Here is a 22,907-nt window from a genome sequence, read left to right on the forward strand (position 1 = left end):
GCTCCGCATCAGGCGTCGCGTCCGCGTCGTGCCTCGCCCATGCCTGGGCGGAAGCGGCGGCGGGGTGCGTCGGGACGCGCAGGTGGGTTCTTCCGGCTTCTTCACCGAATACAGGATGTTCTGGACATGTCGAACGACAACAAGCGCGCCGCTCCCGAAATGCCACCCGATGCGGGCAGCGTGCTGTACCTGATCTACGGCTGGGACGGCGATGGCGCCGTGTCCTACGAGATCGACAACGGCGCCGTGGTGAATTTCTGGGGCGGCCGGCATTTCGAACTGGACGGCAAGCGGTACTACACCGGTTTCAGTTATGCCACGCCGGGCCAGTACGGCATCGACGATGCGGAAACCTTCCCGAACCCGGGCGAGGGCGTTTCGCTCGGCGCCGCCACCTTCCAGCTGACCACCCCGGGCGGCGAGCGGCCGTGGATGGTGCTGCATGCGCAGCGCTACGTCGGCAGCTTCGGCGCCTATGCGCGTGCCGATGCGTTCGATACCACGCGCCCCCCGCAGCAGCATGCGCTCGGCGATGGCCGGTTGCTGCTGGCCGTGCCCACCACCCGCTTCGGCAACGGCATCACCGAGGCCGGCTTCGCGCTGTTCGTGTTCGATCCGAACCGGCACGACCTCGGCGATTACCGTAGCTGGGTCTATTGCGGCACGGTGGCGGCCGGCGAAGACAACGAGGCGGCCAGCGACCCGGACGGCGTGGTGCCGCACGTGTCCAGCACCGGCACCCTGGAATTCCAGGCGGTGCCCGGCCAGCGCATGCCGGCGCTGCGGGTGGCGCTGCACGGCACCGCGATCGCCGGTCCCGGCCGCGCGCGCCTGCTCGATGGCAGCGACGTGCTGCGGTACGCCTATGACCCCGATAGCGGCCAATACCAGCCGGCGCCCGACGCATGACCCGACGGCGCGCGGCGGCGCGCCGATGGACGCAGCACCCGATGTTCCGCAGTACGCAATTGTTCTGTTGACCGCGCACTAACAAGCTCATGGACGAGCTCGGTTGACCCAGGCGGCCGCGATGGCCGTACCTCAACCTCAAGGAGTTACACGAGATGGCACGCGATACCACCAAGGCAGAGAATCTCGACATCATCGAGCGGGAAGCCAGGCAGCGGCAGATTCCGGTCGACGATTTCATGCGCTTCGCCTACATCGAAACCGGCGGCCGCTTCGACGAGCAGGCCAGTCGCGGTCCCAACAGCGCCAAGGGCCTGTTCCAGTTCACGCCCGGCGCCGCCAGCGCCTATGGCATCCGTGGCCGCGAACTCGACGCGGTGGCCAACACCGATGCCGCCGCGCGCATGTACCAGGACAACCGCAACAGCCTGACCCGCCAGCACGAGCGCGACGGCCGCGCCTACCTGTCCGGCAAGCCGCAGCCCGATGGCCTGGACATGTACATGGCGCACCAGCAGGGCGCCGGTGGCTACCGCTCGATCCAGGCCGCGATCGCCACCGGCCACTTCGAGCTCAAGGGCACCCGCGCCAACATCCTCAACAACGTGCCCGGCGAGAAGGACGCGCAGGGCGCGCGCCAGTTCCAGGCCTACACCGGCACCTCGCTGGCCGACTTCAAGAAGCTGTCCGACCAGGATATGGCCAAGGCTTTCGTGAAGTACTGGGACGCCAAGTACGACCACATCGCGATTCCGGAAAAGGGCATCAAGCCGATCGCCGAGGGCCAGGCTGCGCCGGCGCCCGCGCGCACGCCGGCAGCGGACGGCGGCAAGCAGGGCGGCCACGACGGCATCGCGCTGACCGCCGCCTACGATCTGGGCGTCAAGCACGACGACGTGCAGTACGCGATCAACGTCAAGAGCAGCAGGTACTACCACCCCGGCGTGGACGGCAAGCATCTGTCGCAGGGCTACATCGACTGTTCCGGCTGGGTGACCGAGCTGCAGAACGCGACGATGAACGAGATCAACCGCAAGGCCGGCCGCGACGTGTTCACCCAGAAGGACATGCTGGTGCAGGGCATGTCCGGCTCCGGCGAGATCGTCAAGAAGGCCTTCGACAGCTCCGGCGTGCTGCTGCAGGGCAAGGACGTGTTCAAGCCCGGCGCGCTGAAGGAAGGCATGGTCATCGGCGTGGATTCGGGCAAGACCGCGCACGAACACTGGAAGGGTATCGACCACATCATGATGGTCGTGCGCGATCCCAAGAGCGGCGAGCTGCTGGTCAGCCAGTCCACCGGCAGCAAGGGCGTCAACACCATGCCGCTGGACGACTACCTGGCCACGCACCACAACGCCAAGCTGTTCGCCTCCGATCCGCTGGCCAAGGGCCGCGACCTGCTGCACGACCGCCAGCAGACCCAGGCACAGACGCAGGGCACGCAGGAACCGCGCACGGCGCTGAAGCCGGGCGAGCAGGGCGCCGACGTCAAGGCGATGCAGCAACGGCTGATCGAACTGGGCGTCAAGGACGACCAGGGCAAGCTGCTCAGCGGCACCGGCTACTACGGCGAGCGCACCCAGCAGGTGGTCGCCAACCTGCAGCGCGAGAAGGGCCTGGCGCCGACCGGCATCGCCGACAAGGCGACCCTGGAGGCGATCGCCAGGCAGCCCGCGCCGGCCAAGGCCGATGCGGCGGCACTGGCCGACAACCCGCTGTACAAGCAGGCCATGGAGCACCTGCAGAAGCAGGGGCCCAACGGCGGCTTCAAGAGCGCCGAAGAGATGCAGCGCGTCGCCGGCCAGGTCGCGTTCGAGGCCAAGGTGAGCGGCATGCAGCGCATCGACGACCTGGTGCTCAGCGGCGACCGCCGCGGCCTGATCGCCGTGCAGCGCAATCCCGACAATCCGCACGACGTCAATCGCGCCTACGTGGACAAGCAGCAGGCCGCATCGGTGCCGCTGGAGCGCAGCCAGCAGCAGCTGGCCGCCGAAACCCAGCGGCAAGCGCAGGAACAGCCGCAGCAGCCGGATCCACAGCACGAGAAAACCCAGGCGCCGCGCTGACCGGTGTGTGCGGCAACGGCCGCCGTCGCGCACGTTGCGGCGGTGGTCGTGCATGGCGATGGCGGCGGCCACTGCCGTACATGCGCCGACGCGACATTGCCCAACGCCAGCCCAACGCGATCACCCACCATCGCGGCGTGCGATGGACAGCGTGCGCAATGATCGCTTAGAACCTCGCCTTTCCGCTCGCGCTAACGACAAGGACGCAATCCGACCATGGCCATCGCCAAGGCTTTCCAACGCTCTTCCCTGCTGCTGCTGTGCGTGGCCACTGCCGCCTGCAGTGCGCCGTCCTCCACGCCCAGCCAGGCACAGGCACCGGCCGCTCCGGCTGCCGACGCCGCTGCCGCGGCATCCCCTGCCGCCCCCCACGATGCCGGCACCCAGGCCGATGTGGGCAAGGCCGCGCCGGCCGCATCCGCTGCGGCACCGAACCCTTCCACCGCTTCAGGAGATTCCCCCGTGCTGCGACCGTCCTACGACACCTGCATCACCGCCGCCGGCGGCGCCACCCCGGCGATGCTGCAGTGCATTTCCGACGAACATGCCTACCAGGACCAGCGCCTCAACACCGCCTACAAGGCGGCGATGGCCAAGCTCGGCGAGACCGAGCAGCACGCGCTGCGCGAGCGGCAGCGCAAGTGGATCGCCCAGCGCGACGAGAAGTGCGTCGCCGATCCGGACGGTGGCCAGGCCGAGCGTGTGGATGCGGCCGAGTGCCGCTTGGAAATGACCGCGCGCCGCGCCGACGAACTCGAAGCGCACTGATTCACCCCTGTATTGAACCCCGACGCGCGGCGTTTTCCACGCCGCGCGTCCAGCCAAGGAGATAGCGATGAGCGACAAGGATTGGGAACTGGGTCAGACCTCCAAGCATTACGAGACCGGCGGCCGCGGCGCGTCGACCGTGTCCTCCGGCGTCGACGACCCGGGCGGCGTGTCCTACGGCTCGTACCAGATGACCTCGCAGACGACGACCCGTGAGGGCAAGGTCATCAACGGCGGCACCGTCGCCGCCTTCGTCAAGGACAGCAAGTACAGCGACGACTTCGCCGGCCTCAAGCCGGGTTCGGACGCGTTCAGCGCCAAGTGGAAGGACCTGGCCAAGACCGACCCCGGCTTCGGCCAGGAACAGCACGACTACATCAAGCGCACCCACTTCGACAAACTGGTCGACCGGCTCAAGGACAAGGGCATGGACCTGTCCGACCGCGGCCCCGCGGTGCAGGACGCGATGTGGAGCACCGCGGTCCAGTACGGCCCCGGCAGCGACAAGAAGCCGGGCGGCTCCGGCGTGTTCCTGCGTGCGATGGAAGAAAAGTTCGGCAAGCAGGCCGACCTGTCGAAGATTTCCGACAAGGAGATCGTCAGCGCGGTGCAGGACTACAAGGCCGAGCACGTCAAGGAGCTGTTCCCGCGCGTGCACAAGCAGAAGACCCTGGATTCGCTGGAGAACCGCGCCGAGAACGAGAAGGCCGACCTGCTCAAGCTGGCCGACCTCGGCAAGACCGTCGCCAAGCCTGGCGAGCAACGCGACGGGCACGCGGCGCCGAAGCCGCACGACGGCCAGCGCGAGCCGGCCGCGCATGGCGGCGTGCTCGCGCGCAATGCGCAGGGCGAGGCGGTGAAGGGCCTGCAGGAAAAGCTGGCCACGCTCGGCTACCTGGAGGCCAAGGATGCGATCGGCACCTATGGCCCCAAGACCGAAGCGGCGGTGGAGAAGTTCCAGCAGGACCAGCACCTGAAGGGCGTGGACGGCAAGGCCGGCCCGGAGACGCTGGCCGCGATCGACCGCAGCGTGCAGCGGCAGCAGGGCGTGGAGCAGCTGCGGCGCGACAGCCCGCTGTTCGACCAGGCGGTCGCGCAGCTGGAAAAGCAGGGCCCCAACGGTGGCTACGGCGACCGCGAGTCCATGCAGCGTGCGGCCGGGCAGTTGGCGTTCGAGGCCAAGGTCAGCGGCATGTCGCGCATCGACGACCTGGTCGCCAGCACCGATGGCCGCGGCATGATCGCAGTGCAGCGCAACCCGGAGAACGCGCACGACGTGCATCGCGCCTATGTCGATCGCCAGCAGGCGGCGACCGTGCCGCTGGAGCAGAGCCAGCAGCAACTGGCGGCCGAGACCCAGCGCCAGGCGCAGGAGCGGCAGGTGCAGGACCAGCAGCGCACCCAGACCCAGGCGCAGGCGCCCGGACGCTGACGCGCGCTGTGCAGGGCGGTCATCGGCACGCGCCGGTGGCCGCCGCGCATCGCGTGGTTCGCAGATCGTGCATCGACGGCTGCGTGTTGTGGCAGGACAGCGGCGACGGCCATGGCCTATGCTGCGCACATGCCGCATGACCGCCGCTCCCGCCACCGCTGTGCCTCGCGCTCCTGGCGCCGGCATGGCGCACTGCGCGCGGTAGGCCTGGCGCTCGCCCTCGTCGTCGCGCCCGTCGCGCTCGCCGCAGAACCGACCACCTCGCCGGCGACCACGCCGGCGCAGGCGGGGCTGGTCGATGTGCACACGCTGGCGCCGGACATCGCGATGGACATCCGCTACGCCGGCCACGACAACTTCACCGGGCGTCCGGTGCCGGGTTACGACGCGCCCAAGTGCTATCTGCTGGCACCGGCGGCGAAGGCCTTGGCGCAGGTGCAACGCGACCTGCAGGCCAAGGGCTACCGCCTGCAGGTGTTCGACTGCTATCGGCCGCAGCGATCGGTGCGCGCCTTCGTCGCCTGGGCGCGCGATCCGCAGGACCAGGTCGCCAAGGCGCGTTACTACCCGAAGCTGGAAAAAAGCGTGTTGCTGGGCGACTACATCGCCGAGCACTCCGGCCACAGCCGCGGCGCCACTGTCGACCTGGGCTTGCTGGACTGCCGCCAGGGCGCTTGCCGCGCGCTGGACATGGGCACCGGCTTCGATTTCTTCGACCCCAGCGCACACACCGACACGCCGGCCATCGACGCCACCCAGCGCGCGCACCGTCAGCAACTGCTGAAAGCGATGGCGGCACGCGGCTTCGTCAACTATCCGATGGAATGGTGGCACTACACCTTCCAGCCCGAGCCCAGCCCCGGCGTCGCCTTCGACGTGCCGGTGCGCTAGCGGCACGCCACCCTCGCCACGGACCCCCCATGACCGGCACGCACCAGTTCGTCGACCTGCAATGCCCTTACTGCGGCGAATGGATCGATGTCGCGCTGGATCCGTCGGTGGACGTGCAGCAGTACGTCGAGGACTGCCAGGTGTGCTGCAAGCCGATGCTGATGACGGTGCGCTGGGACGAGGACGGTGCGCCGGTGGTGAGCGCGATCGCCGAAAACGCCAGTTGATCTGCGCGCCGGCTTGGCGCATCGCACGCCGGGGCGCGACACGCTCTAGACTTGCGTCCCTGCCGACCAAGGAATCCCGATGAACCTGCCGCTGCATTTCGGCCTGCTGGGCTCGCTGGAAGCCGGGCTGATCGCATTGGCGGTCGGCTTCCTGGTGTATGCGCTGTGGCAGTGGCTGGGCCGGCGGCTGGGCTGGTCCGAGGGCCAGCAACTGGGCGGCGCCTGCCTGATCGCGGTGGCGGTGTCGGCCGGCATCGACTGCTGGAACCTGTTCTACACCAGCATCGTGCGCCTGGAGTCGCCGCTGTACGCGCGCATCGCCCTGTCCACCATCCACGATCCGGACGAACTGGGCTCGCGCGTGGTGCTGGAAGTGGCCGGCGCGCTGTCCGGCGTGGCCCTGGCGTGGATCGTATTCAGGGCGCGTTCAAGCGAAAACGCCGGCGACGGCGGTCACGAAACACGCTGAAACAGACGTTTTCTTTCTGCAATCCAAACGTCTCGAATGGACGCCTTACTGCGTGCTCACCAATCCCTAACCAGTGCGGTAGCGCGCTGCGTCGGCGCCGTGGTTAACGATCCGTTTTGCGGCAATTTTCGACAGGGAATGGATTCAGTCTGAGACCGGCACGGTAGCGCCGTGTTCCGGAATCGACCGGACATGTCACACCGAGAGAGCCAAGGAGAATCCACCCATGAACATTCGCACCCGCACCCCGCTGATCGGTACCGCCGCCATTCTCGCCGCCGCACTGGCCCTGCCGGCGTTCGCCCAGGACGCGCAGGCCGATGCCGCCGCGCAGGCGCAGACGCAGTCGTCGACCAGCGCCACCGGCCAGAGTGGGCAGGCCGGCGCGGCCTCGGGCGGCGGCCAAACCTGGGCCGACGTCGACGCCGACAAGGACGGCGCCATCAGCAAGCAGGAGGCGCAGGTCAACGCCGGCCTCAGCCAGATCTTCGCGCAGGCCGACGCCGACAATGACGGCAAGCTGACGCCGGACGAGTACAAGGCCTACGTCGCCAAGCAGCAGGGCGGCGCGGCGACCGGCAGCGACAGCAACGGCGGCCAGTAACGGGAGCGGTACCGGCATTGGCGGTTGCGTGGCGATGAGCACGCAACCGCCTCGCCGGGACCGAACCTCTGGTGCATCACCCGGGCGTCGTTGCAGCCAGACGCTCCACCACGACGGCGGCCCATGGCCGCCGTCGTGCGTTGTGCGGTGGAGCAGCGTGTCGGCTGCGGTCGGGACGCGCTGCTATGCTTGGCCGATGATGCCGACGCCCACTGCTTTGCGCGCTTCTCCCATCGCCCTGGTCGGTTTCGACGGCGACGACACGCTGTGGAAGAGCGAGGACTACTACCGCGACGCCGAAGCCGCGTTCGAAGCCATTCTCGGCCAGTATCTGGACCTGCAGGACGCCCGCACCCTGCAGCATCTGCTGGCGGTGGAGCGCCGCAACCTGGCGGTGTTCGGCTATGGGGTGAAGGGCATGACCCTGTCGATGATCGAGGCGGCAATCGAACTGACCGACGCGCGCATCGCTGCGCGCGACCTGCAGCGCATCGTCGAGATCGGCCGCGCCACCCTGCAGCATCCGGTGGAGGTGATCGATGGGGTGCGCGAGGCGGTGGCGGCGATCGCCGCCGAGTTCGAGATCGTGCTGATTACCAAGGGCGACCTGTTCCACCAGGAAGCCAAGATCGAACAATCCGGCCTGGGCGACCTGTTCCCGCGCATCGAGGTGGTGTCGGAGAAGGATCCGAAGACCTACGCCAAGGTGCTGTCCGAATTCGGCATCGGTGCCGAGCGCTTCGTGATGATCGGCAACTCGCTGCGGTCGGACGTGGAGCCGGTGATCGCGCTCGGCGGCTGGGGCATCCACACGCCGTACACCACCACTTGGGCGCACGAGGCCGAGCACGGCCTGTCCGCCGACGAACCGCGCCTGCGCGAAGTGGCCGCGGCCGCGGACTGGCCGCAGGCGGTGGCGGATCTCAACCGGCATGCGGCGAGCCTGCAGCAGGGTTGAGCGAATCGCCAAGGGTGCCGATGTGCCCGGCCTGGGTTTGTTTCGTAAGAGCGGCTTCAGCCGCGACACCGCCGAGGCCGCAGTGCACGCACTCGCCGGCTGTTCTCCTTGCTCACCGCGCTGACAGTTCCCGTCGCCTCCGGCAGAATCGCCCCATGCGCCTATTTCCGTCTCCCGCCGGTCTGCTCCTCTGCGCCGCGCTGTGCGCTGCCGGTCCGGCCCTGGCGCAGGATGCGGCGGTGCCCGCGCGCGCAGCTACTGCCGACGCCACGGACGCTGCCCCGGTGGAGGTGCCCGGTACCGACGATGCGTGGATCGATCGCCAGTTGCTGGACATCGACCGCTACGCCGCGCGCTATCCCGACAGCTTCCTCGACGAGGTCGCGCGCTACGCGCAGATGCCGCACGGCTATGCCGAGGTCCTGCTGCGCGAGCGCCACTGGCCGCCGCGCGATGTCTATGTCGCCGCGTTTCTGGCCAAGGCCGCGGGGCGGCCGTACCGCGAGGTGGTGCGCGCACGCACGGCCGCCGGCGCGCCGGCCGGCTGGGCGGCGGTGGCGACGGGACTGGACGCGCCGCCCGGCTCACTGGCCTACCGCACGCTGCGCCACGCCATTGTCGCCAGCTACGACCACTGGGACCGCCCGATCGTGCTGGATGCGCTGTTGCGCCGGCAACTGGGCGACCGCGCCGCACGCGACCGGGCCGCGGCGCAGCCCCAGGACGGGGCTACGCGTTCGCAGTAGGCCCACGGCAGTGCGACGGCACCGCCGCCGCCTGGGCTCACGTCCACGTCGTGCGCATCCCTGCACTGCCACGCGCGGCGAGTGAGGATGCGGGCTTCACCAGCGGCGTGCTCCAACGCCAAGTGGAGACCTAGCCCCTCTCCCCCGGGAGAAGGGTTGGGGTGAGGGTCGGGCGCGCAGCGCCTCACGCAGTGTGGGTGCACGAGGCTGCGCCCGTCCCCTCATCCGCCCCTGCGGGGCACCTTCTCCCGGCGGGAGAAGGAGACAGCGGTGCTGTCCGCGCGCATAAAGAATTGCTGATGCTCAAGCCCCTCTCCCCCCGGGAGAGGGGTTGGGGTGAGGGTCGGGCGCGCAGCGCCTCACGCAGTGTGGGTGCCCGAGGCTGCGCCCGTCACCTCATCCGCCCCTGCGGGGCAGCTTCTCCCGGCGGGAGAAGGAGACAGCGGTGCTGTCCGCGCGCATAAAGAATCGCTGATGCTCACGCCCCTCTCCCTCCGGGAGAGGGGTTGGGGTGAGGGTCGGGCGCGCAGCGCCTCACGCAGTGTGGGTGCCCGAGGCTGCGCCCGTCCCCTCATCCGCCCATGCGGGGCACCTTCTCCCGGCGGGAGAAGGAGACAGCGGTGCCGGCCACTCCCATGCCGCACCGGTACGCGCCGCCGCCCATTCATCCACACTGGCCGCGCCGCCGCCGCGGCGCGAGAATAGGCGTTCTGCCGGTCCTGCCGCCGGCGCCATTGCCGCTCCGGACCGCCCGATGACCAACGCCTTCGTTTCGCCCGACGCTATCCGCAGCCTGTTCGCGCAGGCCATGTCCGACATGTACCGCACCGAGGTGCCGCTGTACGGCACGCTGATGGAACTGGTGGCGCAGGTCAATGCGCAGACCCTGGCCGCGGACCCGGCGCTGGAGGCGCAGCTGCAGCGCAACGACGAACGCGCGCGCCTGGACCAGGAGCGGCATGGCGCGATCCGCGTCGGCACCGCCGAGGAACTGGCCACCCTGCGCCGCCTGTTCGCGGTGATGGGCATGGCGCCGGTGGGCTACTACGACCTGTCGGTGGCCGGCGTGCCGGTGCACTCCACCGCGTTCCGCCCGCTGGACGCGGCGGCGCTGGCGCGCAATCCGTTCCGCGTGTTCACCTCGCTGCTGCGACTGGAGCTGATCGAGGATCCGGCGCTGCGCGAACAGGCGGCGCAGATCCTCGCCGAGCGGCGCATCTTCACCGACGGCGCGCTCGCGCTGATCGCGCAGTGCGAACGCGACGGTGGCCTGGCCGAGGCCGACGCGCAGCGCTTCGTCGCCGAGGCGCTGGAGACCTTCCGCTGGCACAGCGACGCGACCGTGAGCCTGCCGACCTACCGCGCGCTGAGCGAGGCGCACAAGCTGATCGCCGACGTGGTCAGCTTCCACGGCCCGCACATCAACCACCTGACCCCGCGCACCCTGGACATCGACGCGGCGCAGGCGGAGATGCTGCGCCGGGGCATCGACGCCAAGGCGGTGATCGAAGGTCCGCCGCGCCGCGCCTGCCCGATCCTGCTGCGCCAGACGAGCTTCAAGGCGCTGGAGGAAACCGTGCGCTTCCCCGCCGGCGCGGACGGCGCCGAGGCCGGCACCCACACCGCGCGGTTCGGCGAGATCGAACAGCGCGGCCTGGCCCTGACGCCGAAGGGTCGCGCGCTGTACGACGCACTGCTGGAGCGCGCCCGCGCGGCCGAGGGCAGCGCCGGTGCCGACTACGCCACGCGCCTGCAGGCCGCCTTCGCCGATTTCCCCGACGACTACGCCACCCTGCGCCGCGAGGGGCTGGGCTATTTCCGTTACGCACTCACCGACGCCGGTCGCGCGGCCGGCGCCGCCGCCCTGGCCGGCAAGCCGGCCGAAGCACTGATCGCCGACGGCCTGGCCAGCGCCGATCCGATCGTCTACGAAGATTTCCTGCCGGTCAGCGCCGCGGGCATCTTCCAGTCCAACCTCGGCGGCGGCGAGCAGCGCGCCTACGCCGCCCACGCCAATCGCGCCGCGTTCGAACAGGCGCTGGGCGCGACGGTGCACGACGAGTTCGCCATCTACGCCGGCATCGAACGCGATTCGCTGCAGGCGCTGGCGGGTTGAAGCGGGGATTGGGAAATGGGGATTGGGGAATCGCAACAGCGGTTTCCCATCGTCGTGTCCCTACACGCACACGATCGATGTGGCGGTGCACCGTGAGAGGGACTTCAGTCCCGACGGTGTCCGAAGACGGTAGTGCTCACGCCACTGCGCGTCGCGGCTGAAGCCGTCCCACGAGAGGACGGTCGGCGCGGCGGGTGCAATGTGGGAGGGACTTCAGTCCCGACGGCATCCGAAGACAAACATGCTCACACCACCGCGCATCGCGGCCGAAGCGGCTCCTGCACGCGATGCATGCCAAGCGGTGCACCGCGCGATACCGCCTAGCCACCGGCGCAGCGTCTGCTTGCGCGCGACCCTTGTCCGCGCAGCCCCATCGAACGCGGCTTACCCCGCGTAACGCGCCTTGAGCATGGCGTAGGCCGAGCGCAGCGCCAGCGCTTCGCCGCCGGCGGGGCGGCCGGGGCGGTCGCTGTCGTTCCAGGCGTACACGTCCAGGTGCGCCCACGCCTGCCGTGCCGGTACGAAGCGCTCCAGGTACAGGGCGGCGGTGACCGCGCCGGCCATGCGCGAGCCGGCATTGGCCAGGTCGGCGACCGAACTGGTGAGGTAGCGCAGGTAAGGACGCCACAGCGGCATGCGCCAGACCGGGTCGCGGGTGCGCTCGCCGGCGGCGATCCAGGCCTGCGCCAGCGTGTCGTCGTTGCTGAACAGCGCCGGCAGGTCCGGGCCCAGGGCGATGCGCGCGGCGCCGGTTAACGTTGCGAAATCCAGGATCGCGTCGGGGCGCTGCTCGCTGGCATAGGCCAGCGCATCGCACAGCACCAGGCGGCCTTCGGCGTCGGTGTTGTCGATCTCCACGCTGGTGCCCTGGCGGGTGGCGATGACCTCGCCGGGGCGGAACGCGTTCGGGCCGACCGCGTTCTCCACCGACGGCAGCAGCACGGTCAGCCGCAGCGGCAGGCGCTGCGCCATCACCAGCCCGGCCAGCGCCAGCGCGTGCGCGGCGCCGCCCATGTCCTTCTTCATGTTGCGCATGCCGTCGGCCGGCTTCAGGTCCAGGCCGCCGGTGTCGAAGCACACGCCCTTGCCGACCAGCGCCACGTGCGGATGCGCTTCTTCGCCCCAGCGCAGCACCAGCAGCCGCGGCGCGCGGTGCGAGGCGCGGCCGACCGCGTGGATCGCCGGGAAGTTCTGCTCCAGCAGCGCATCGCCGACGATGCTCTCGAACTGCGCGCCGTGTTCCTGCGCGATCGCGCGCGCGGCCTCTTCCAGTTGCTCCGGCCCCATGTGCTCGGTCGGCGTGTTGACCCAGTCGCGCACGCGCAGGCTGGCGGCGATCAGGTCGCGCACTTCCGCCTGCGGCGTGGCCAACAACTGCGCCGGCAGTCGCGGCGGTTGCTTGTAGCGGGCGAAGCGGTAGCTGCCCAGGCCCCAGCCCAGGTGCAGCGCCGCCAGCGCATCGGTGTCCAGCGCAGTCTCCAACCGCCAGGTACTGCCGGCCGGCAACGCGAACGGCGCATGCGCATAGGCATAGGCATCGCCGCGATCGCCGACGCCCAGCACCGCAGCGGCTACGCCGTCGGCGCCCGGCAGCAGCAACACGCTGCCCGGTGTGGCCATGAATTGCTGGGTGTCCATCCACGCCACGCAGGCCGGCGATTGTGCCGCGCGCCATTCGGCCAGGTGTTCGCGGTCGAGCACGTACAGCGGCAGCGCGTGGGAAGAGGCGTCGGTGAAGCCGGTCGGCAGGGACATCAGCGGATCCTTGGAAGAGGGGAGGTGGCCGGTGGGCCAGTACGCGCGGGTCAGGCGCGCGCGACGGCCGGCTGGGTCGCGTCCAGCCAGTCGGCCAGGCCGGTGAGGGTGTCGAAGTGCAGGTCGGGCGGGATCGGCGGATGCCAGGCCTGCGCCTCGCGGTTGATCCAGCAACCGCGCAGGCCGGCCTGCATCGCACCGACTACGTCGATCTCGATGTGGTCGCCCACGTGCAGCACCTGCGCGCAGGGCAGGCCCAGGCGCGCGCAGGCGGCGTGGAAGATGCCTGGGTCGGGCTTGGCCGCGCCGTGCTCGCGGGCACTGAGCTGGAAGGCGAAATGCCGGTCCAGGCCGATCGTGGCCAGGTCGGCATTGCCGTTGCTCAGCGCCACCACCGGCACGCGCGCGGCGATGCGCTCCAGCGCGGCGATGCTGTCCGGATAGCACTCCACCTGGTTGCGCGCGGCATGGAACACCGCGTATGCCGGTTCCAGCAAGGCCGGGTCGGCCCCGCTCTCGTGCAGCGCGCGGCGCAGGGTAAGCCGGCGCAGTTCGCTGAGGTCGTGGTGCAGGTGCGGATGCGCGGCGAACACCTCTTCGCGCAACTGCCGCATCGCCGCGACCGGGAAGCGCGCGGCGGTGGCCGGACTATGCTGCAGCAGCCAATCGTGCAGCACCTGTTCGATGCGCGCGCCGATCGGCGCGAACGGCCACAGCGTGTCGTCCAGATCCAGCGTGATCGCGCGGACGGGGAAGGAGGGCATGGAAGTCACCGGCGCATTTTACGCCAAGCGCTGATACCCCTGCGCCCCACGCCCGGTAGACAGCACGCGCGCTTGCGCTAATCCCCAATCCCGACTTCCCAATCCCCGCCTCACTCCAGCAACCGCGCCCAGCGCTGCATGCCCTCCACCCGCGCCAGCACCATCTTGATGCACACCAGCAGCGGCACCGCCAGCAGCAGGCCGATCATGCCCCACAGCCAGCCGAACAGCATCAGCGCCAGGATCAGCATCAGCGGCGAGATCGCCATGCGCCGGCCGAGCACGATCGGCGTCACCACCTGGCCTTCCAGGGTGTGCAGGCCCAGGTACAGGATCGCCGGCAGCGACGCGCTCAGCGGATCGCGGAAGGCGACGAAGCCCATCAGCAGCATCAGTATCGCGCCGATCAGCGGCCCCACGTATGGCGCGAAGTTCAGCAGCGCCACCACCGTGCCCCACAGCAGCGCTTCCTGCGGCGCGATGCCCAGCAGGATCAGGATGCCGGCGAAGACCAGGCCGACCAGCGTATTGATCACGGTGATGGTCAGCACGTAGCGCGAGACCTCGCGTTCGATCGAGCGCAGGATCTCGGTGGTGAACTTCTGTTGCTGGCGACTGGGCAGCAAGGCGATCGCGTGGCGTTGCAGGTTCTCGCCGAACACCATGAAGAAGAACGTCAGCAGCACCACCGCCAGCGCCGAGGCGGCCAGCCGCGGGGTTCGCACCAGCGCCTTGTAGGGGTCGTCCATCTGCGTGCGGATCACCTGCACGCGGCGCCCGCTCTCGCCGCCGGCGGCGCGGGCGAAGTTCTCCGCGGCCTGGTTGGCCTGCTGCATCGGCTTGGTCAGGTCGCGCACCTGGGTGGCGAGGTGGCGCAGCTGCGCCGGCGCCTGCTGCGCCCACTCGGCGGCGGGCCCGGCCAGTTGCACGGTCAGTGTCGTCGCCACCGCCATGCCCGACAGCAGCACCAGCAGCGCGGCCAGGAAGCGCGGCAGATACAGCCGTTGCAGCACGCGCAGGATCGGATTGCCGACCAGGGCGAAGAAGGCGGAGAGCAGAATTGGCAGGATCACGTCCTGCGCCGCCCACAGCGTGTAGCAGACCGCCAGCGTGGCCAGCACCACCAGCGAGACCGGTCCGCGCGGGCGCGGGGCGGGCGGTGGCGGCAGGGCGCCATGCGGCGCGTCGTCGGCGACGGCCGCGGGATCGGGAACTGTACTCATCGGACCTGCGATGCAGTGGCCTCGGCGCGCGCTGCAGGGCACGCGCCGAACGGCGTCGAAAAGGAAACGAAGTGTAGGCCGGATCGTGGCCGGCGCGATATCAAGGCCGCGTGGCCGCCGCGTGCGTGCGGCGTGGCGGCCGAATGCCATCACCCGCGCGCATCCGCGGGAAACTCAGGGCCGGCCCTGACGCTCGGACAGATCGGTGGCCGCTTCGGCGGCGGCGGGCTGCCCGGGGCGCGAGGCCATCGGCGGCCGCGGCGGCTGCGGGCGGGCAGCGGGCGGGGGAACGGGTGCTGCGGGGGGCGGTGCCTGGGTGGCGGCGTCCACGGCCGCGTCCTGCGCGGTGTCTGCGGCCTCCTCGGCATCGTCGGAGGCGCGTTCGGCGTTATCCGATGCGCTCTTGGCCGTCGTCGCATTGATCAGGCTGGAGACGGCGCTGAGCATCTGCAGCCAGCGTGCGCCGCCGAGCTTGCCGACCACGGCGGCCGGTTCGGCGCGCCCGACCAGGAAGCCGGTGCCCAGACCGACGATCACGATCCGCCACGGCGTCCAGCCTTCGCGCCAGACCTGCTGGAGGGTCGCCCAATGCGTGCGCACCTGCTCCTGGCGTCCTTCCAACACCGATTCGGCGCGGGCGATGCGGTGCTGCAATTGCCGCAGGGTCATGACCTGGCCTCGCGCTTGGCGACATCCTCGTCGCCGTCCTCGTCGTCGCCGCCGATGCCCAGCTTGGCCAGCTGGCGGCGGGTGGCGTCGAGCTTGCTCATGTCGAAGTAGCGCAGCGCCTGCCACGCACCGAGCGCGGTGACCACCAGGCTGAAGGCGGCGGTCGCCGAGATCGACGCCAGCCACGACCAGCCCATGCGCTGCAGCAGGGCGATCATCGCGCCCATCAGCAACATCCACGCCGAGGCGCCGAACGCCACCGACACGGTCAGCCACACCAGCGCCCGCGCCAGTGCGGCGCGGGCCAGGGCCAGATCCGCGGCCACCAGCTTGCGCAACGCGCGGCCGGTGTCCAGGGTGGCGTTGAGTCCTTCGCGCCCGGCGGCGCCGAACGCGCGGAAGGATTCCTCCAACGACGGTGCCGCCGCGGCGTCTGCCGCGGCGCCGTCGGCGCGGGCCTGCTCTTCGCTCACGCGCGGCTTACTTGTCGCCGCCGCTGCGCGCCAGCTTGGCGATGATCCAGCCGGTGGCGAAGGCCACGCCGAACGAGGCCAGCGGGCGCTCGCGGATCAACTCGGCGGCGCTGTCGATCAGGTCGCGGCCCTTGTCCAGCAGCACGTCCACCTGCTCCTTCGCCGCCGCGCCGCCGAACTCGGCGGCCGCCAGCCCGGACAGGGCGCTGTCGGACAGCTCGGCCTTGACGTTGGCCTTGCCCAGTTTCAGTTCCTCGCCGGCGGCACCGGCAGCGCCCTTGATCGCCTCGCCGGCGTAGCTGGCCGCGGACTTCAGGTGCGAACCGGCTTCGCTCAGGTTGTCCTTGAGGTTCTCGGTGTTGGTCGGGCTGGCATTCATGGGCATGTCTCCTCTGGGGTTTGGGGGCCTGCCGTCCGCCAATGCGGACGCTGCGCAGAACGGGGGCGACACAAATACCATCGGCGGGGTGTACGGGGTGTTAGCTCGCCGCCGCAGGCGATGCGCCATAGTGTCGGCGCTCGCCGGCGAGCGGCCAAGAGCGGCCAGCAAAACGACTGCGCGGCCACCAGACGGGCAACTGCTCGCCACGTTTTGTTGGCCACCCTAATGTCCCGGAGGAATCGCGATGCACGCCTACGGCAATCGGAGCGGCCACGCGGGAGTGGTCGCCTACGACAGCGGTCCGGACTGGATCGTGCTGCGCTTCGCCGACAGCGCCACCTACCGCTACGACGGCCATCATCCCGGCCTGCTCCACGTCGTGGAGATGCAGCGCCTGGCCGCGGCCGGGCGCGGTCTTACCACCTATCTCAACCAGCACGTGCGCGACGACTACGCCGCGCGCCTGGCCTGAGCGCCGCGGCTCACTGCATGACCAGGTCGGCCTGCGCGCCGCCGCGCACCACGCGCAGCACCAGCTGTGCCGGCTTGCGCGCGAAGTTGGCGCGGTAGCTGGCCAGGTCGGCGAACTCGCCGACCGAGGCGGCCACCACGATGTCGCCGCCGGCCAGGCCGTTGCGCGCCGCGCGGCTGCCGCGCGCCACGTTGCCGATCAGCACGCCGGAAATGCCGGACTGGCGCAGCGATTCAGGCAGGTCGGTGAAGGTGGCGCCGCTCAGCCGCGGATCCAGCGACTCGCCGCTGATCGCGCGCGGCTGTTCCTTGAGCGTGGCCTTGAGCTGCAGCGGCTTGCCGTCGCGGCGCACGTCCAGGGTCACGGTGCTGCCGACCGGCTGCAAGCCCTCGTAGTTGTGCAGCGCCTCGGCGCTGTCCAGGCGCTCGCCGTTGGCGCCGGTGATCACATCGCCCGGCTGCAGCCCGGCGGCGGCGGCCGCCGACCCGGCCAGCACCCGCGTCACCAGCGCGCCGCGCGGTGCCGACAGGCCCAGGCCTTGCGCCATCTGCGTGGTCAGGTTCTGCGTCTCGATGCCGAAGGTGCCGCGGATCATCACCCCGTTGTTCTTGATCAACTGGTCGACCACCGCGCGCGCCAGGTTCGACGGGATCGCCAGGCCCAGGCCGATGTTGCCGGCCATGCTGCCCTGCGGGTTGAAGCTGGCGGTGTTGATGCCGACCAGTTCGCCGCGCAGGTCCACCAGCGCGCCGCCGGAGTTGCCCGGGTTGATCGAGGCGTCGGTCTGGATGAAGTTCTGGTAGCCCAGGCCGCGGATGCCGTTGCGGCCCATCGCCGAGACGATGCCGGAGGTGACGGTCTGGGTGAAGCCGAACGGGTTGCCGATGGCGGCGACGAAATCGCCCACGCGCAGCTTGTCGCTGTCGCCCAGGCGGATCTCGGTGAGGTTGTCGGCCTTGATCCGGATCAGCGCGATGTCGGTGTCCGCGTCCGAGCCCATGAACTCGGCCTTGAAGCTGCGCCCGTCGGCCAGGGTCACCTGCACGTCGTCGGCGTTCTCCACCACGTGGTGGTTGGTCAGCACGTAGCCGTTCTTCGCATCGATGATCACGCCCGAGCCCAGCGACTCGTTGATGCGCTCCTGCGGGATGTCCGGGAACAGGCGGCGCAGGATCGGATCGTTGAAGAACGGATTGCGGACCCGCACGACCTGTTTGGTGTTGATGCTCACCACCGCGGGCATCACCTTCTGCAGCATCGGCGCCAGCGAAGGCAGCGGCTCGCCGGCCACCGCCGACGGCAGGCGCGCGGCCCCGGACAGCGGCGGCGCCGCCGCGACCGGCGCGGCCTCGGCGCGGTTGTCCAGTTGCGCATTGATCGCGGTGGCGGCGAAACCGCCGAAGGCAGCGGCGGCGGTCAGGGTCAGCAGCGTAGGCAGCGGTCGCATGGGTGGGTTTTCCGGGGAACGCGGGAGACGTGGGGCCAGATGGGCGCGCGTGCGCGTAAATCAAGATGAACGCGCGGCGTTTAACCGCCAGTGAAAGCGCACCAGCGCGGTCCGCGCAAGGCCAGGCCGGCGCTCCGCGTGCACAGCAACTTGACGGCATGTGATCGGCGCGCGACGACGTTGACAGTCGGCCTGCCCGGGGTTAGCGTTCACGCGTGCAATAGCCACTACATGTAGCGGTATCGCGTCGATACGGCACTAGACGTAGGGTTTTCTTCACCAGGATTTCACATCCGGGGGCGCGCTCGGCGGTGCATGACGGGACGGTGACAGGGAGGGTCGCGGATTCGGGGAATTTCGATCGGTCGAGGGCAGCCGCCGCGTGCGCTGCCGCGGCCGTCTCTGCCGTGCAGCGCAAGTGCGATATAGACAAGACACACGGCGGATGACCATCCATCCGCCCCATCGGGACAGGTTCGAGGAGAACACAGCAGAATGAGTACGGTGCGCCTGGAAGTCGTCCAGACCGGATCCAAGCACGACCCCATCCCGATGCAGCCGGCGTCGCAGGACATCTGGGACAAGAAGTATCGGCTCAAGACCAAGCAGGGCGAACCGCTGGATGCCGACATCGACGGCACCTACCTGCGCGTGGCCCGTGCGCTGGCCGACGCCGAGGCCGGCGAGGAGCAGCGCGCCTACTGGTTCGAGCGTTTCGCCTGGGCGCTGCGCCGCGGCGCGATCCCGGCCGGGCGCATCACCTCCAATGCCGGTGCGCAGGAACACAAGCCGGCCACCAGCACGATCAACTGCACCGTGTCGGGCACCATCACCGACTCGATGGACGGCATCCTGGAGAAGGTCCATGAGGCCGGCCTGACCCTCAAGGCCGGCTGCGGCATCGGCTACGAGTTCAGCACGCTGCGCCCGCGCGGTGCGTTCGTGGCCGGCGCCGGAGCGTACACCTCCGGGCCGATGTCGTTCATGGATATCTTCGACAAGATGTGCTTCACCGTGTCCTCGGCCGGAGGCCGCCGTGGCGCGCAGATGGGCACCTTCGACGTGTCCCACCCGGACGTGAAGGACTTCATCCGCGCCAAGCGCGAGGACGGGCGCCTGCGCCAGTTCAACCTGTCGCTGCTGATCACCGACGGCTTCATGCAGGCGGTGGAGCAGGACGCCGACTGGCCGCTGGTGTTCCCGGTGAACCGCAAGGAAGAGGCCGACGTCGACCTGGCCGACGCCAGTGCCGTGGTCTGGCGCGACTGGCCCACGCACAAGGACTACATCGTGCGCGACGACGGCCTGGTCGCGTGCAAGGTGTACGGGCACATCCGCGCCCGCCACCTGTGGGACATGATCATGGTCTCCACCTACGACTACGCCGAGCCAGGCTTCATCCTGATCGACCGCGTCAACGAAATGAACAACAACTGGTGGTGCGAGACCATCCGCGCGACCAATCCTTGCGGCGAGCAACCATTGCCGCCCTACGGCGCCTGCCTGCTCGGCTCGATCAACCTCACCAATTTCGTGCGAGACCCGTTCACCGAGCGCGCCCGCTTCGACTGGGAGGAATACAAGGAAGTGGTGCGGGTGTTCACCCGCATGCTCGACAACGTGGTCGAGGTCAGCGGCCTGCCGCTGCAGCAGCAGCGCGACGAGATCATGCGCAAGCGCCGCCACGGCATGGGCTTCCTCGGCCTGGGCTCGACCATGACCATGCTGCGCATGAAATACGGCAGCGCCGAGTCCTGTGAGTTCACCGAGTCCATCGCCCGCGAGATGGCCGTGGCCGGCTGGGAGACCGCGCTGTCGCTGGCCAAGGAAAAGGGCCCGGCGCCGATCATGCAGGAGACCTTCGAGGTCACTGCGGCGATGCTGCGGCAGCGCCCGGAGATGGCTCGCGACGGCTGGCGCGTGGGTGAGCGCATCGAGGGACGGCTGCTGCACGCCAAGTACAGCCGCTACATGCAGCGCATCGCCGAGGTGGCGCCGGCGCTGGTCGAGGAACTGGCCGAAGTGGGCGCGCGCTTCACCCACCACAGCTCCATCGCCCCCACCGGCACCATCTCGCTGAGCCTGGCCAACAATGCCTCCAACGGCATCGAGCCGAGCTTCGCCCATCACTACAGCCGCAACGTGATCCGCGAGGGCAAGAAGAGCAAGGAGAAGGTGGACGTATTCTCCTTCGAGTTGCTGGCCTACCGCCACCTGGTCAACCCCAAGGCGATGCCGTTCGCCGAGGACGCCGCCGCGCGCCTGCCGGACTACTTCATCGCCGCCGACGACATCCATCCCAAGGAACACGTGGACGTGCAGGCGGCCGCGCAGAAGTGGGTGGACAGCTCCATCTCCAAGACCGCCAACGTTCCCACCGACTATCCCTACGAGCAGTTCAAGGATATCTACCGCTACGCCCACCAGCAGGGCCTGAAGGGCTGCACCACGTTCCGCTTCAATCCGGCCGCCTTCCAGGGCGTGCTGGTCAAGGAAGCGGACCTGGAGAACACCACCTACCGCTTCGAGCTCGAAGACGGCAGCGTGGTCGAGGTCAAGGGCAACGAACAGATCGAATACGACGGCGAGATGCACACCGCCGCCAACCTGTTCGATGCGCTGAAAGAAGGGTATTACGGCAAGTTCTGACGCCGTCCCGTTTCCCCTTTCGCGCCGGCGGAGGGGAGGGGGGCGGTGGGAGCCTCGGAAGGGCGGTGCGCCGCCCTTCCCGAACACTTCCCCACCGTCCGCCGCGTGTCGCCGTTTCCGGCTCCCCGCTTCGCTGCAATCGGTATAGCATCGCCCGCGTTACATAAACACTGACACCCTGAGGAGGGTTTTATGAGCAATGGCAACGGAGTAACGGCGACGCTGACGCAGGTCGCCGAGAACGTGAAAGAAACCGCCACCAACATGGGCGAGAGCATCGCCGCCACCGCCAGCGAAGCCGTCGCCAGCGTCAAGCAGACCGCCGAGAACGTGCAGAAGCGCGTGCAGGACCAGGTCGCCAAGACCCGCAAGGTGGTGAAGCAGGCCGAGAAGGCCGTGGCCAAGCGCGCCGAGAAGGCCGGCAAGGCGGTCAAGAAGACCGTCGCCAGCGCACGCAAGAAGCTGGAAGCGGCCAAGGCCAGCGCCCAGGCCGAAGCGGCGTCCCTGACCAAGGGCGGCAAGAAGACCGCCAAGAAGGCGGCTGCGAAGAAGGCGCCGGCGAAGAAGGCCGCTGCCAAGAAGACCGTTGCTAAAAAGGCCGTCGCCAAGAAGGCTCCGGCCAAGAAAGTGACCGCCAAGAAGGCCGCGCCGAAGAAGGCGGTCAAGAAGGTCGCCGCCAAGAAGGCCGTGACCAAGAAGTCGGTGGTCGCCAAGAAGAGCGCAGTGAAGAAGAGCGTGGGCGCGCGCAAGGCCGTGGCCAAGAAGGCCGTGGGCAAGGCCGCCAAGGCGGTCAAGAAGAGCGCCGCCAAGGTCGCCAAGAAGAGCGCCGCAGTGAAGAAGACCGCCGTGCGCAAGGCCGCCGGCAAGAAGGCCGCGGCCACCCGCGCCCGGAAGTAAGCCGTCCAGCAGCATCCTCTCTCCCGTGCGCGGGAGAGAGGCCGGGCCTACGCCCGCCCCGATCCGCATTCCAGGAACGCACGCCTCATGGCCATCAAGATCGACCAGAAAATCAAGGGCTACGCCGTCGTCACCCCCGAGGACAAGGCGCGCGATGCCGCCGCCGCGATGCCCGCCTCGTCGATCGACCGCGCCACCGCCGAGGCCGAAGCGCCTGCCGACAACATCATCCACATGCACGAGCGCATCGAGCGCCCGGACGTGCTGATCGGCAGCACCTACAAGATCAAATCGCCGTTGGTGGAACACGCCATGTACGTGACCCTCAACGACATCGTGCTCAACGCCAGCACCGAGCACGAACTGCGCCGCCCGTTCGAAATCTTCGTCAACTCCAAGTCCATGGAGCACTTCCAGTGGATCGTGGCGCTGACCCGCATCATGTCCGCCGTGTTCCGCAAGGGTGGCGACGTCACCTTCCTGGTCGACGAGATGAAGGCCGTGTTCGACCCCAAGGGCGGCTACTTCAAGGCCGGCGGCGTGTACATGCCGTCGCTGGTCGCCGAACTGGGCAGCATCGTCGAAGAGCACATGAAGTCGATCGGCCTGCTGCACGACCCGGAAATGAGCGACCACCAGCGCGCGCTGATCGCCGAGAAGCGCAAGCAGTACGAAGAGCGCTCAAAAAAAAACAGTGACGTAAAGCCGGCTGTTCCTTCTCCTGCGGGAGAAGGTGCCCGCAGGGCGGACGAGGGCGCGGCCGCCGCGAACTCCACCGCCGACCACGAAGAGGACATCGCCGTCACCGGCGACGGCGCGAGTTTCCCGCCGTCGGCCACGATGTGCCACAAGTGCAATACCAAGGCGCTGGTCATCATGGACGGGTGTGCGACGTGTTTGAATTGTGGGTATTCGAAGTGTGGGTGAGTGCATTGCAGTAATTTTGCGGCCATAAATAAAATGACCGCACTAAGTGGTAAATATTGAGCG

General features: G+C 69.1%; 22 protein-coding genes. 15 read left to right on the top strand and 7 right to left on the bottom strand.

The features are described 5' to 3' along the window. Positions 1-126: 126 nt before the first annotated feature. The 11 genes from QN245_RS02610 (at position 127) to hglS (ending at position 11,186) form a co-directional block, all read left to right on the top strand. Positions 127-909 carry a hypothetical protein gene (locus QN245_RS02610; protein ID WP_317844475.1) on the top strand — a complete coding sequence of 261 codons (783 nt, stop codon included), beginning with the start codon at positions 127-129 and terminating at the stop codon, positions 907-909. 155 nt (positions 910-1,064) lie between these two features. After that, the gene (locus tag QN245_RS02615) at positions 1,065-2,975 is read left to right on the top strand and encodes an XVIPCD domain-containing protein (RefSeq protein ID WP_317844476.1); all 1,911 of its coding nucleotides are present in this window, start codon (positions 1,065-1,067) and stop codon (positions 2,973-2,975) included. Between the two features lie 216 nt (positions 2,976-3,191). After that, the gene (locus QN245_RS02620) at positions 3,192-3,743 is read left to right on the top strand and encodes a lysozyme inhibitor LprI family protein (protein ID WP_317844477.1); all 552 of its coding nucleotides are present in this window, start codon (positions 3,192-3,194) and stop codon (positions 3,741-3,743) included. Positions 3,744-3,810: 67 nt separating this feature from the next. Continuing rightward, positions 3,811-5,175, top strand: coding sequence for a peptidoglycan-binding domain-containing protein (locus QN245_RS02625; RefSeq protein ID WP_184447373.1), 1,365 nt, complete (start codon positions 3,811-3,813; stop codon positions 5,173-5,175). A gap of 111 nt (positions 5,176-5,286) precedes the next feature. Next, complete coding sequence (locus QN245_RS02630) at positions 5,287-6,066, top strand: M15 family metallopeptidase (RefSeq protein WP_317844478.1); 780 nt, start codon at positions 5,287-5,289, stop codon at positions 6,064-6,066. A gap of 29 nt (positions 6,067-6,095) precedes the next feature. Continuing rightward, entirely contained in the window at positions 6,096-6,293 is a 198-nt protein-coding gene (locus tag QN245_RS02635; protein ID WP_010340161.1) for a CPXCG motif-containing cysteine-rich protein, read from the top strand. Positions 6,294-6,372: 79 nt separating this feature from the next. Beyond that, positions 6,373-6,762, top strand: a complete 390-nt coding sequence (locus QN245_RS02640) for a hypothetical protein (RefSeq protein WP_160970968.1) — start codon at positions 6,373-6,375, stop codon at positions 6,760-6,762. Positions 6,763-6,988: 226 nt separating this feature from the next. Continuing rightward, entirely contained in the window at positions 6,989-7,366 is a 378-nt protein-coding gene (locus QN245_RS02645) for an EF-hand domain-containing protein (RefSeq protein ID WP_317844479.1), read from the top strand. Positions 7,367-7,565: 199 nt separating this feature from the next. Beyond that, a complete protein-coding gene (locus QN245_RS02650) occupies positions 7,566-8,324 on the top strand; it encodes an HAD family hydrolase (protein WP_317845292.1) in 759 nt (252 codons plus the stop codon). Between the two features lie 155 nt (positions 8,325-8,479). After that, positions 8,480-9,070 (top strand): hypothetical protein, encoded by a 591-nt coding sequence (locus tag QN245_RS02655; RefSeq protein WP_317844480.1) that lies wholly within the window; start codon positions 8,480-8,482, stop codon positions 9,068-9,070. A gap of 754 nt (positions 9,071-9,824) precedes the next feature. Continuing rightward, positions 9,825-11,186 carry a 2-oxoadipate dioxygenase/decarboxylase HglS gene (hglS, locus tag QN245_RS02660; RefSeq protein WP_184447371.1) on the top strand — a complete coding sequence of 454 codons (1,362 nt, stop codon included), beginning with the start codon at positions 9,825-9,827 and terminating at the stop codon, positions 11,184-11,186. Between the two features lie 384 nt (positions 11,187-11,570). Here hglS and QN245_RS02665 read toward each other — a convergent pair whose 3' ends face one another. The 6 genes from QN245_RS02665 to QN245_RS02690 all read right to left on the bottom strand — a co-directional run bounded on the left by QN245_RS02665 (position 11,571) and on the right by QN245_RS02690 (position 16,449). Further along, positions 11,571-12,941 (bottom strand): leucyl aminopeptidase family protein, encoded by a 1,371-nt coding sequence (locus QN245_RS02665; RefSeq protein ID WP_317844481.1) that lies wholly within the window; start codon positions 12,939-12,941, stop codon positions 11,571-11,573. Positions 12,942-12,991: 50 nt separating this feature from the next. Next, a complete protein-coding gene (locus QN245_RS02670) occupies positions 12,992-13,705 on the bottom strand; it encodes an HAD family hydrolase (RefSeq protein ID WP_317844482.1) in 714 nt (237 codons plus the stop codon). A gap of 110 nt (positions 13,706-13,815) precedes the next feature. Further along, positions 13,816-14,928 carry an AI-2E family transporter gene (locus tag QN245_RS02675; protein ID WP_160971099.1) on the bottom strand — a complete coding sequence of 371 codons (1,113 nt, stop codon included), beginning with the start codon at positions 14,926-14,928 and terminating at the stop codon, positions 13,816-13,818. Between the two features lie 174 nt (positions 14,929-15,102). Then, positions 15,103-15,597, bottom strand: a complete 495-nt coding sequence (locus QN245_RS02680) for a hypothetical protein (protein WP_184447367.1) — start codon at positions 15,595-15,597, stop codon at positions 15,103-15,105. Next, positions 15,594-16,070 carry a phage holin family protein gene (locus tag QN245_RS02685; RefSeq protein ID WP_184447366.1) on the bottom strand — a complete coding sequence of 159 codons (477 nt, stop codon included), beginning with the start codon at positions 16,068-16,070 and terminating at the stop codon, positions 15,594-15,596. Before QN245_RS02685 ends, QN245_RS02680 begins: the two co-directional genes overlap by 4 nt. 7 nt (positions 16,071-16,077) lie before the next feature. Further along, positions 16,078-16,449 carry a hypothetical protein gene (locus QN245_RS02690; protein ID WP_160970160.1) on the bottom strand — a complete coding sequence of 124 codons (372 nt, stop codon included), beginning with the start codon at positions 16,447-16,449 and terminating at the stop codon, positions 16,078-16,080. A gap of 247 nt (positions 16,450-16,696) precedes the next feature. On the opposite strand from QN245_RS02690, the gene QN245_RS02695 reads away from it, so the two are divergent. Further along, positions 16,697-16,924 carry a hypothetical protein gene (locus tag QN245_RS02695; protein WP_317844483.1) on the top strand — a complete coding sequence of 76 codons (228 nt, stop codon included), beginning with the start codon at positions 16,697-16,699 and terminating at the stop codon, positions 16,922-16,924. 10 nt (positions 16,925-16,934) lie between these two features. Here QN245_RS02695 and QN245_RS02700 read toward each other — a convergent pair whose 3' ends face one another. After that, positions 16,935-18,371 (bottom strand): Do family serine endopeptidase, encoded by a 1,437-nt coding sequence (locus QN245_RS02700; RefSeq protein ID WP_160970164.1) that lies wholly within the window; start codon positions 18,369-18,371, stop codon positions 16,935-16,937. 495 nt (positions 18,372-18,866) lie between these two features. Here QN245_RS02700 and QN245_RS02705 point away from each other — a divergent pair, with 495 nt between their 5' ends. The 3 genes from QN245_RS02705 to QN245_RS02715 all read left to right on the top strand — a co-directional run bounded on the left by QN245_RS02705 (position 18,867) and on the right by QN245_RS02715 (position 22,844). Then, on the top strand, positions 18,867-21,020 hold the full coding sequence (locus tag QN245_RS02705; protein WP_317844484.1) for an adenosylcobalamin-dependent ribonucleoside-diphosphate reductase: 2,154 nt from the start codon (positions 18,867-18,869) through the stop codon (positions 21,018-21,020). Positions 21,021-21,212: 192 nt separating this feature from the next. Beyond that, entirely contained in the window at positions 21,213-21,917 is a 705-nt protein-coding gene (locus tag QN245_RS02710; protein ID WP_317844485.1) for a hypothetical protein, read from the top strand. An 87-nt stretch (positions 21,918-22,004) separates the two neighbouring features. Continuing rightward, complete coding sequence (locus QN245_RS02715; RefSeq protein ID WP_317844486.1) at positions 22,005-22,844, top strand: TSCPD domain-containing protein; 840 nt, start codon at positions 22,005-22,007, stop codon at positions 22,842-22,844. Positions 22,845-22,907 lie beyond the last annotated feature (63 nt).

The organism is Xanthomonas rydalmerensis (genome assembly GCF_033170385.1).
Classification (GTDB): Bacteria; Pseudomonadota; Gammaproteobacteria; order Xanthomonadales; family Xanthomonadaceae; genus Xanthomonas_A; species Xanthomonas_A rydalmerensis.

Bases quoted from the DNA above. Each gene is read 5' to 3' on its own strand.
- QN245_RS02610 (WP_317844475.1), top strand. From the start codon at position 127: ATGTCGAACGACAACAAGCGCGCCGCTCCCGAAATGCCACCCGATGCG.
- QN245_RS02615 (WP_317844476.1), top strand. From the start codon at position 1,065: ATGGCACGCGATACCACCAAGGCAGAGAATCTCGACATCATCGAGCGG.
- QN245_RS02620 (WP_317844477.1), top strand. From the start codon at position 3,192: ATGGCCATCGCCAAGGCTTTCCAACGCTCTTCCCTGCTGCTGCTGTGC.
- QN245_RS02625 (WP_184447373.1), top strand. From the start codon at position 3,811: ATGAGCGACAAGGATTGGGAACTGGGTCAGACCTCCAAGCATTACGAG.
- QN245_RS02630 (WP_317844478.1), top strand. From the start codon at position 5,287: ATGGCCTATGCTGCGCACATGCCGCATGACCGCCGCTCCCGCCACCGC.
- QN245_RS02635 (WP_010340161.1), top strand. From the start codon at position 6,096: ATGACCGGCACGCACCAGTTCGTCGACCTGCAATGCCCTTACTGCGGC.
- QN245_RS02640 (WP_160970968.1), top strand. From the start codon at position 6,373: ATGAACCTGCCGCTGCATTTCGGCCTGCTGGGCTCGCTGGAAGCCGGG.
- QN245_RS02645 (WP_317844479.1), top strand. From the start codon at position 6,989: ATGAACATTCGCACCCGCACCCCGCTGATCGGTACCGCCGCCATTCTC.
- QN245_RS02650 (WP_317845292.1), top strand. From the start codon at position 7,566: ATGCCGACGCCCACTGCTTTGCGCGCTTCTCCCATCGCCCTGGTCGGT.
- QN245_RS02655 (WP_317844480.1), top strand. From the start codon at position 8,480: ATGCGCCTATTTCCGTCTCCCGCCGGTCTGCTCCTCTGCGCCGCGCTG.
- hglS (WP_184447371.1), top strand. From the start codon at position 9,825: ATGACCAACGCCTTCGTTTCGCCCGACGCTATCCGCAGCCTGTTCGCG.
- QN245_RS02665 (WP_317844481.1), bottom strand. From the start codon at position 12,941: ATGTCCCTGCCGACCGGCTTCACCGACGCCTCTTCCCACGCGCTGCCG.
- QN245_RS02670 (WP_317844482.1), bottom strand. From the start codon at position 13,705: ATGCCCTCCTTCCCCGTCCGCGCGATCACGCTGGATCTGGACGACACG.
- QN245_RS02675 (WP_160971099.1), bottom strand. From the start codon at position 14,928: ATGAGTACAGTTCCCGATCCCGCGGCCGTCGCCGACGACGCGCCGCAT.
- QN245_RS02680 (WP_184447367.1), bottom strand. From the start codon at position 15,597: ATGACCCTGCGGCAATTGCAGCACCGCATCGCCCGCGCCGAATCGGTG.
- QN245_RS02690 (WP_160970160.1), bottom strand. From the start codon at position 16,449: ATGAATGCCAGCCCGACCAACACCGAGAACCTCAAGGACAACCTGAGC.
- QN245_RS02695 (WP_317844483.1), top strand. From the start codon at position 16,697: ATGCACGCCTACGGCAATCGGAGCGGCCACGCGGGAGTGGTCGCCTAC.
- QN245_RS02700 (WP_160970164.1), bottom strand. From the start codon at position 18,371: ATGCGACCGCTGCCTACGCTGCTGACCCTGACCGCCGCCGCTGCCTTC.
- QN245_RS02705 (WP_317844484.1), top strand. From the start codon at position 18,867: ATGAGTACGGTGCGCCTGGAAGTCGTCCAGACCGGATCCAAGCACGAC.
- QN245_RS02710 (WP_317844485.1), top strand. From the start codon at position 21,213: ATGAGCAATGGCAACGGAGTAACGGCGACGCTGACGCAGGTCGCCGAG.
- QN245_RS02715 (WP_317844486.1), top strand. From the start codon at position 22,005: ATGGCCATCAAGATCGACCAGAAAATCAAGGGCTACGCCGTCGTCACC.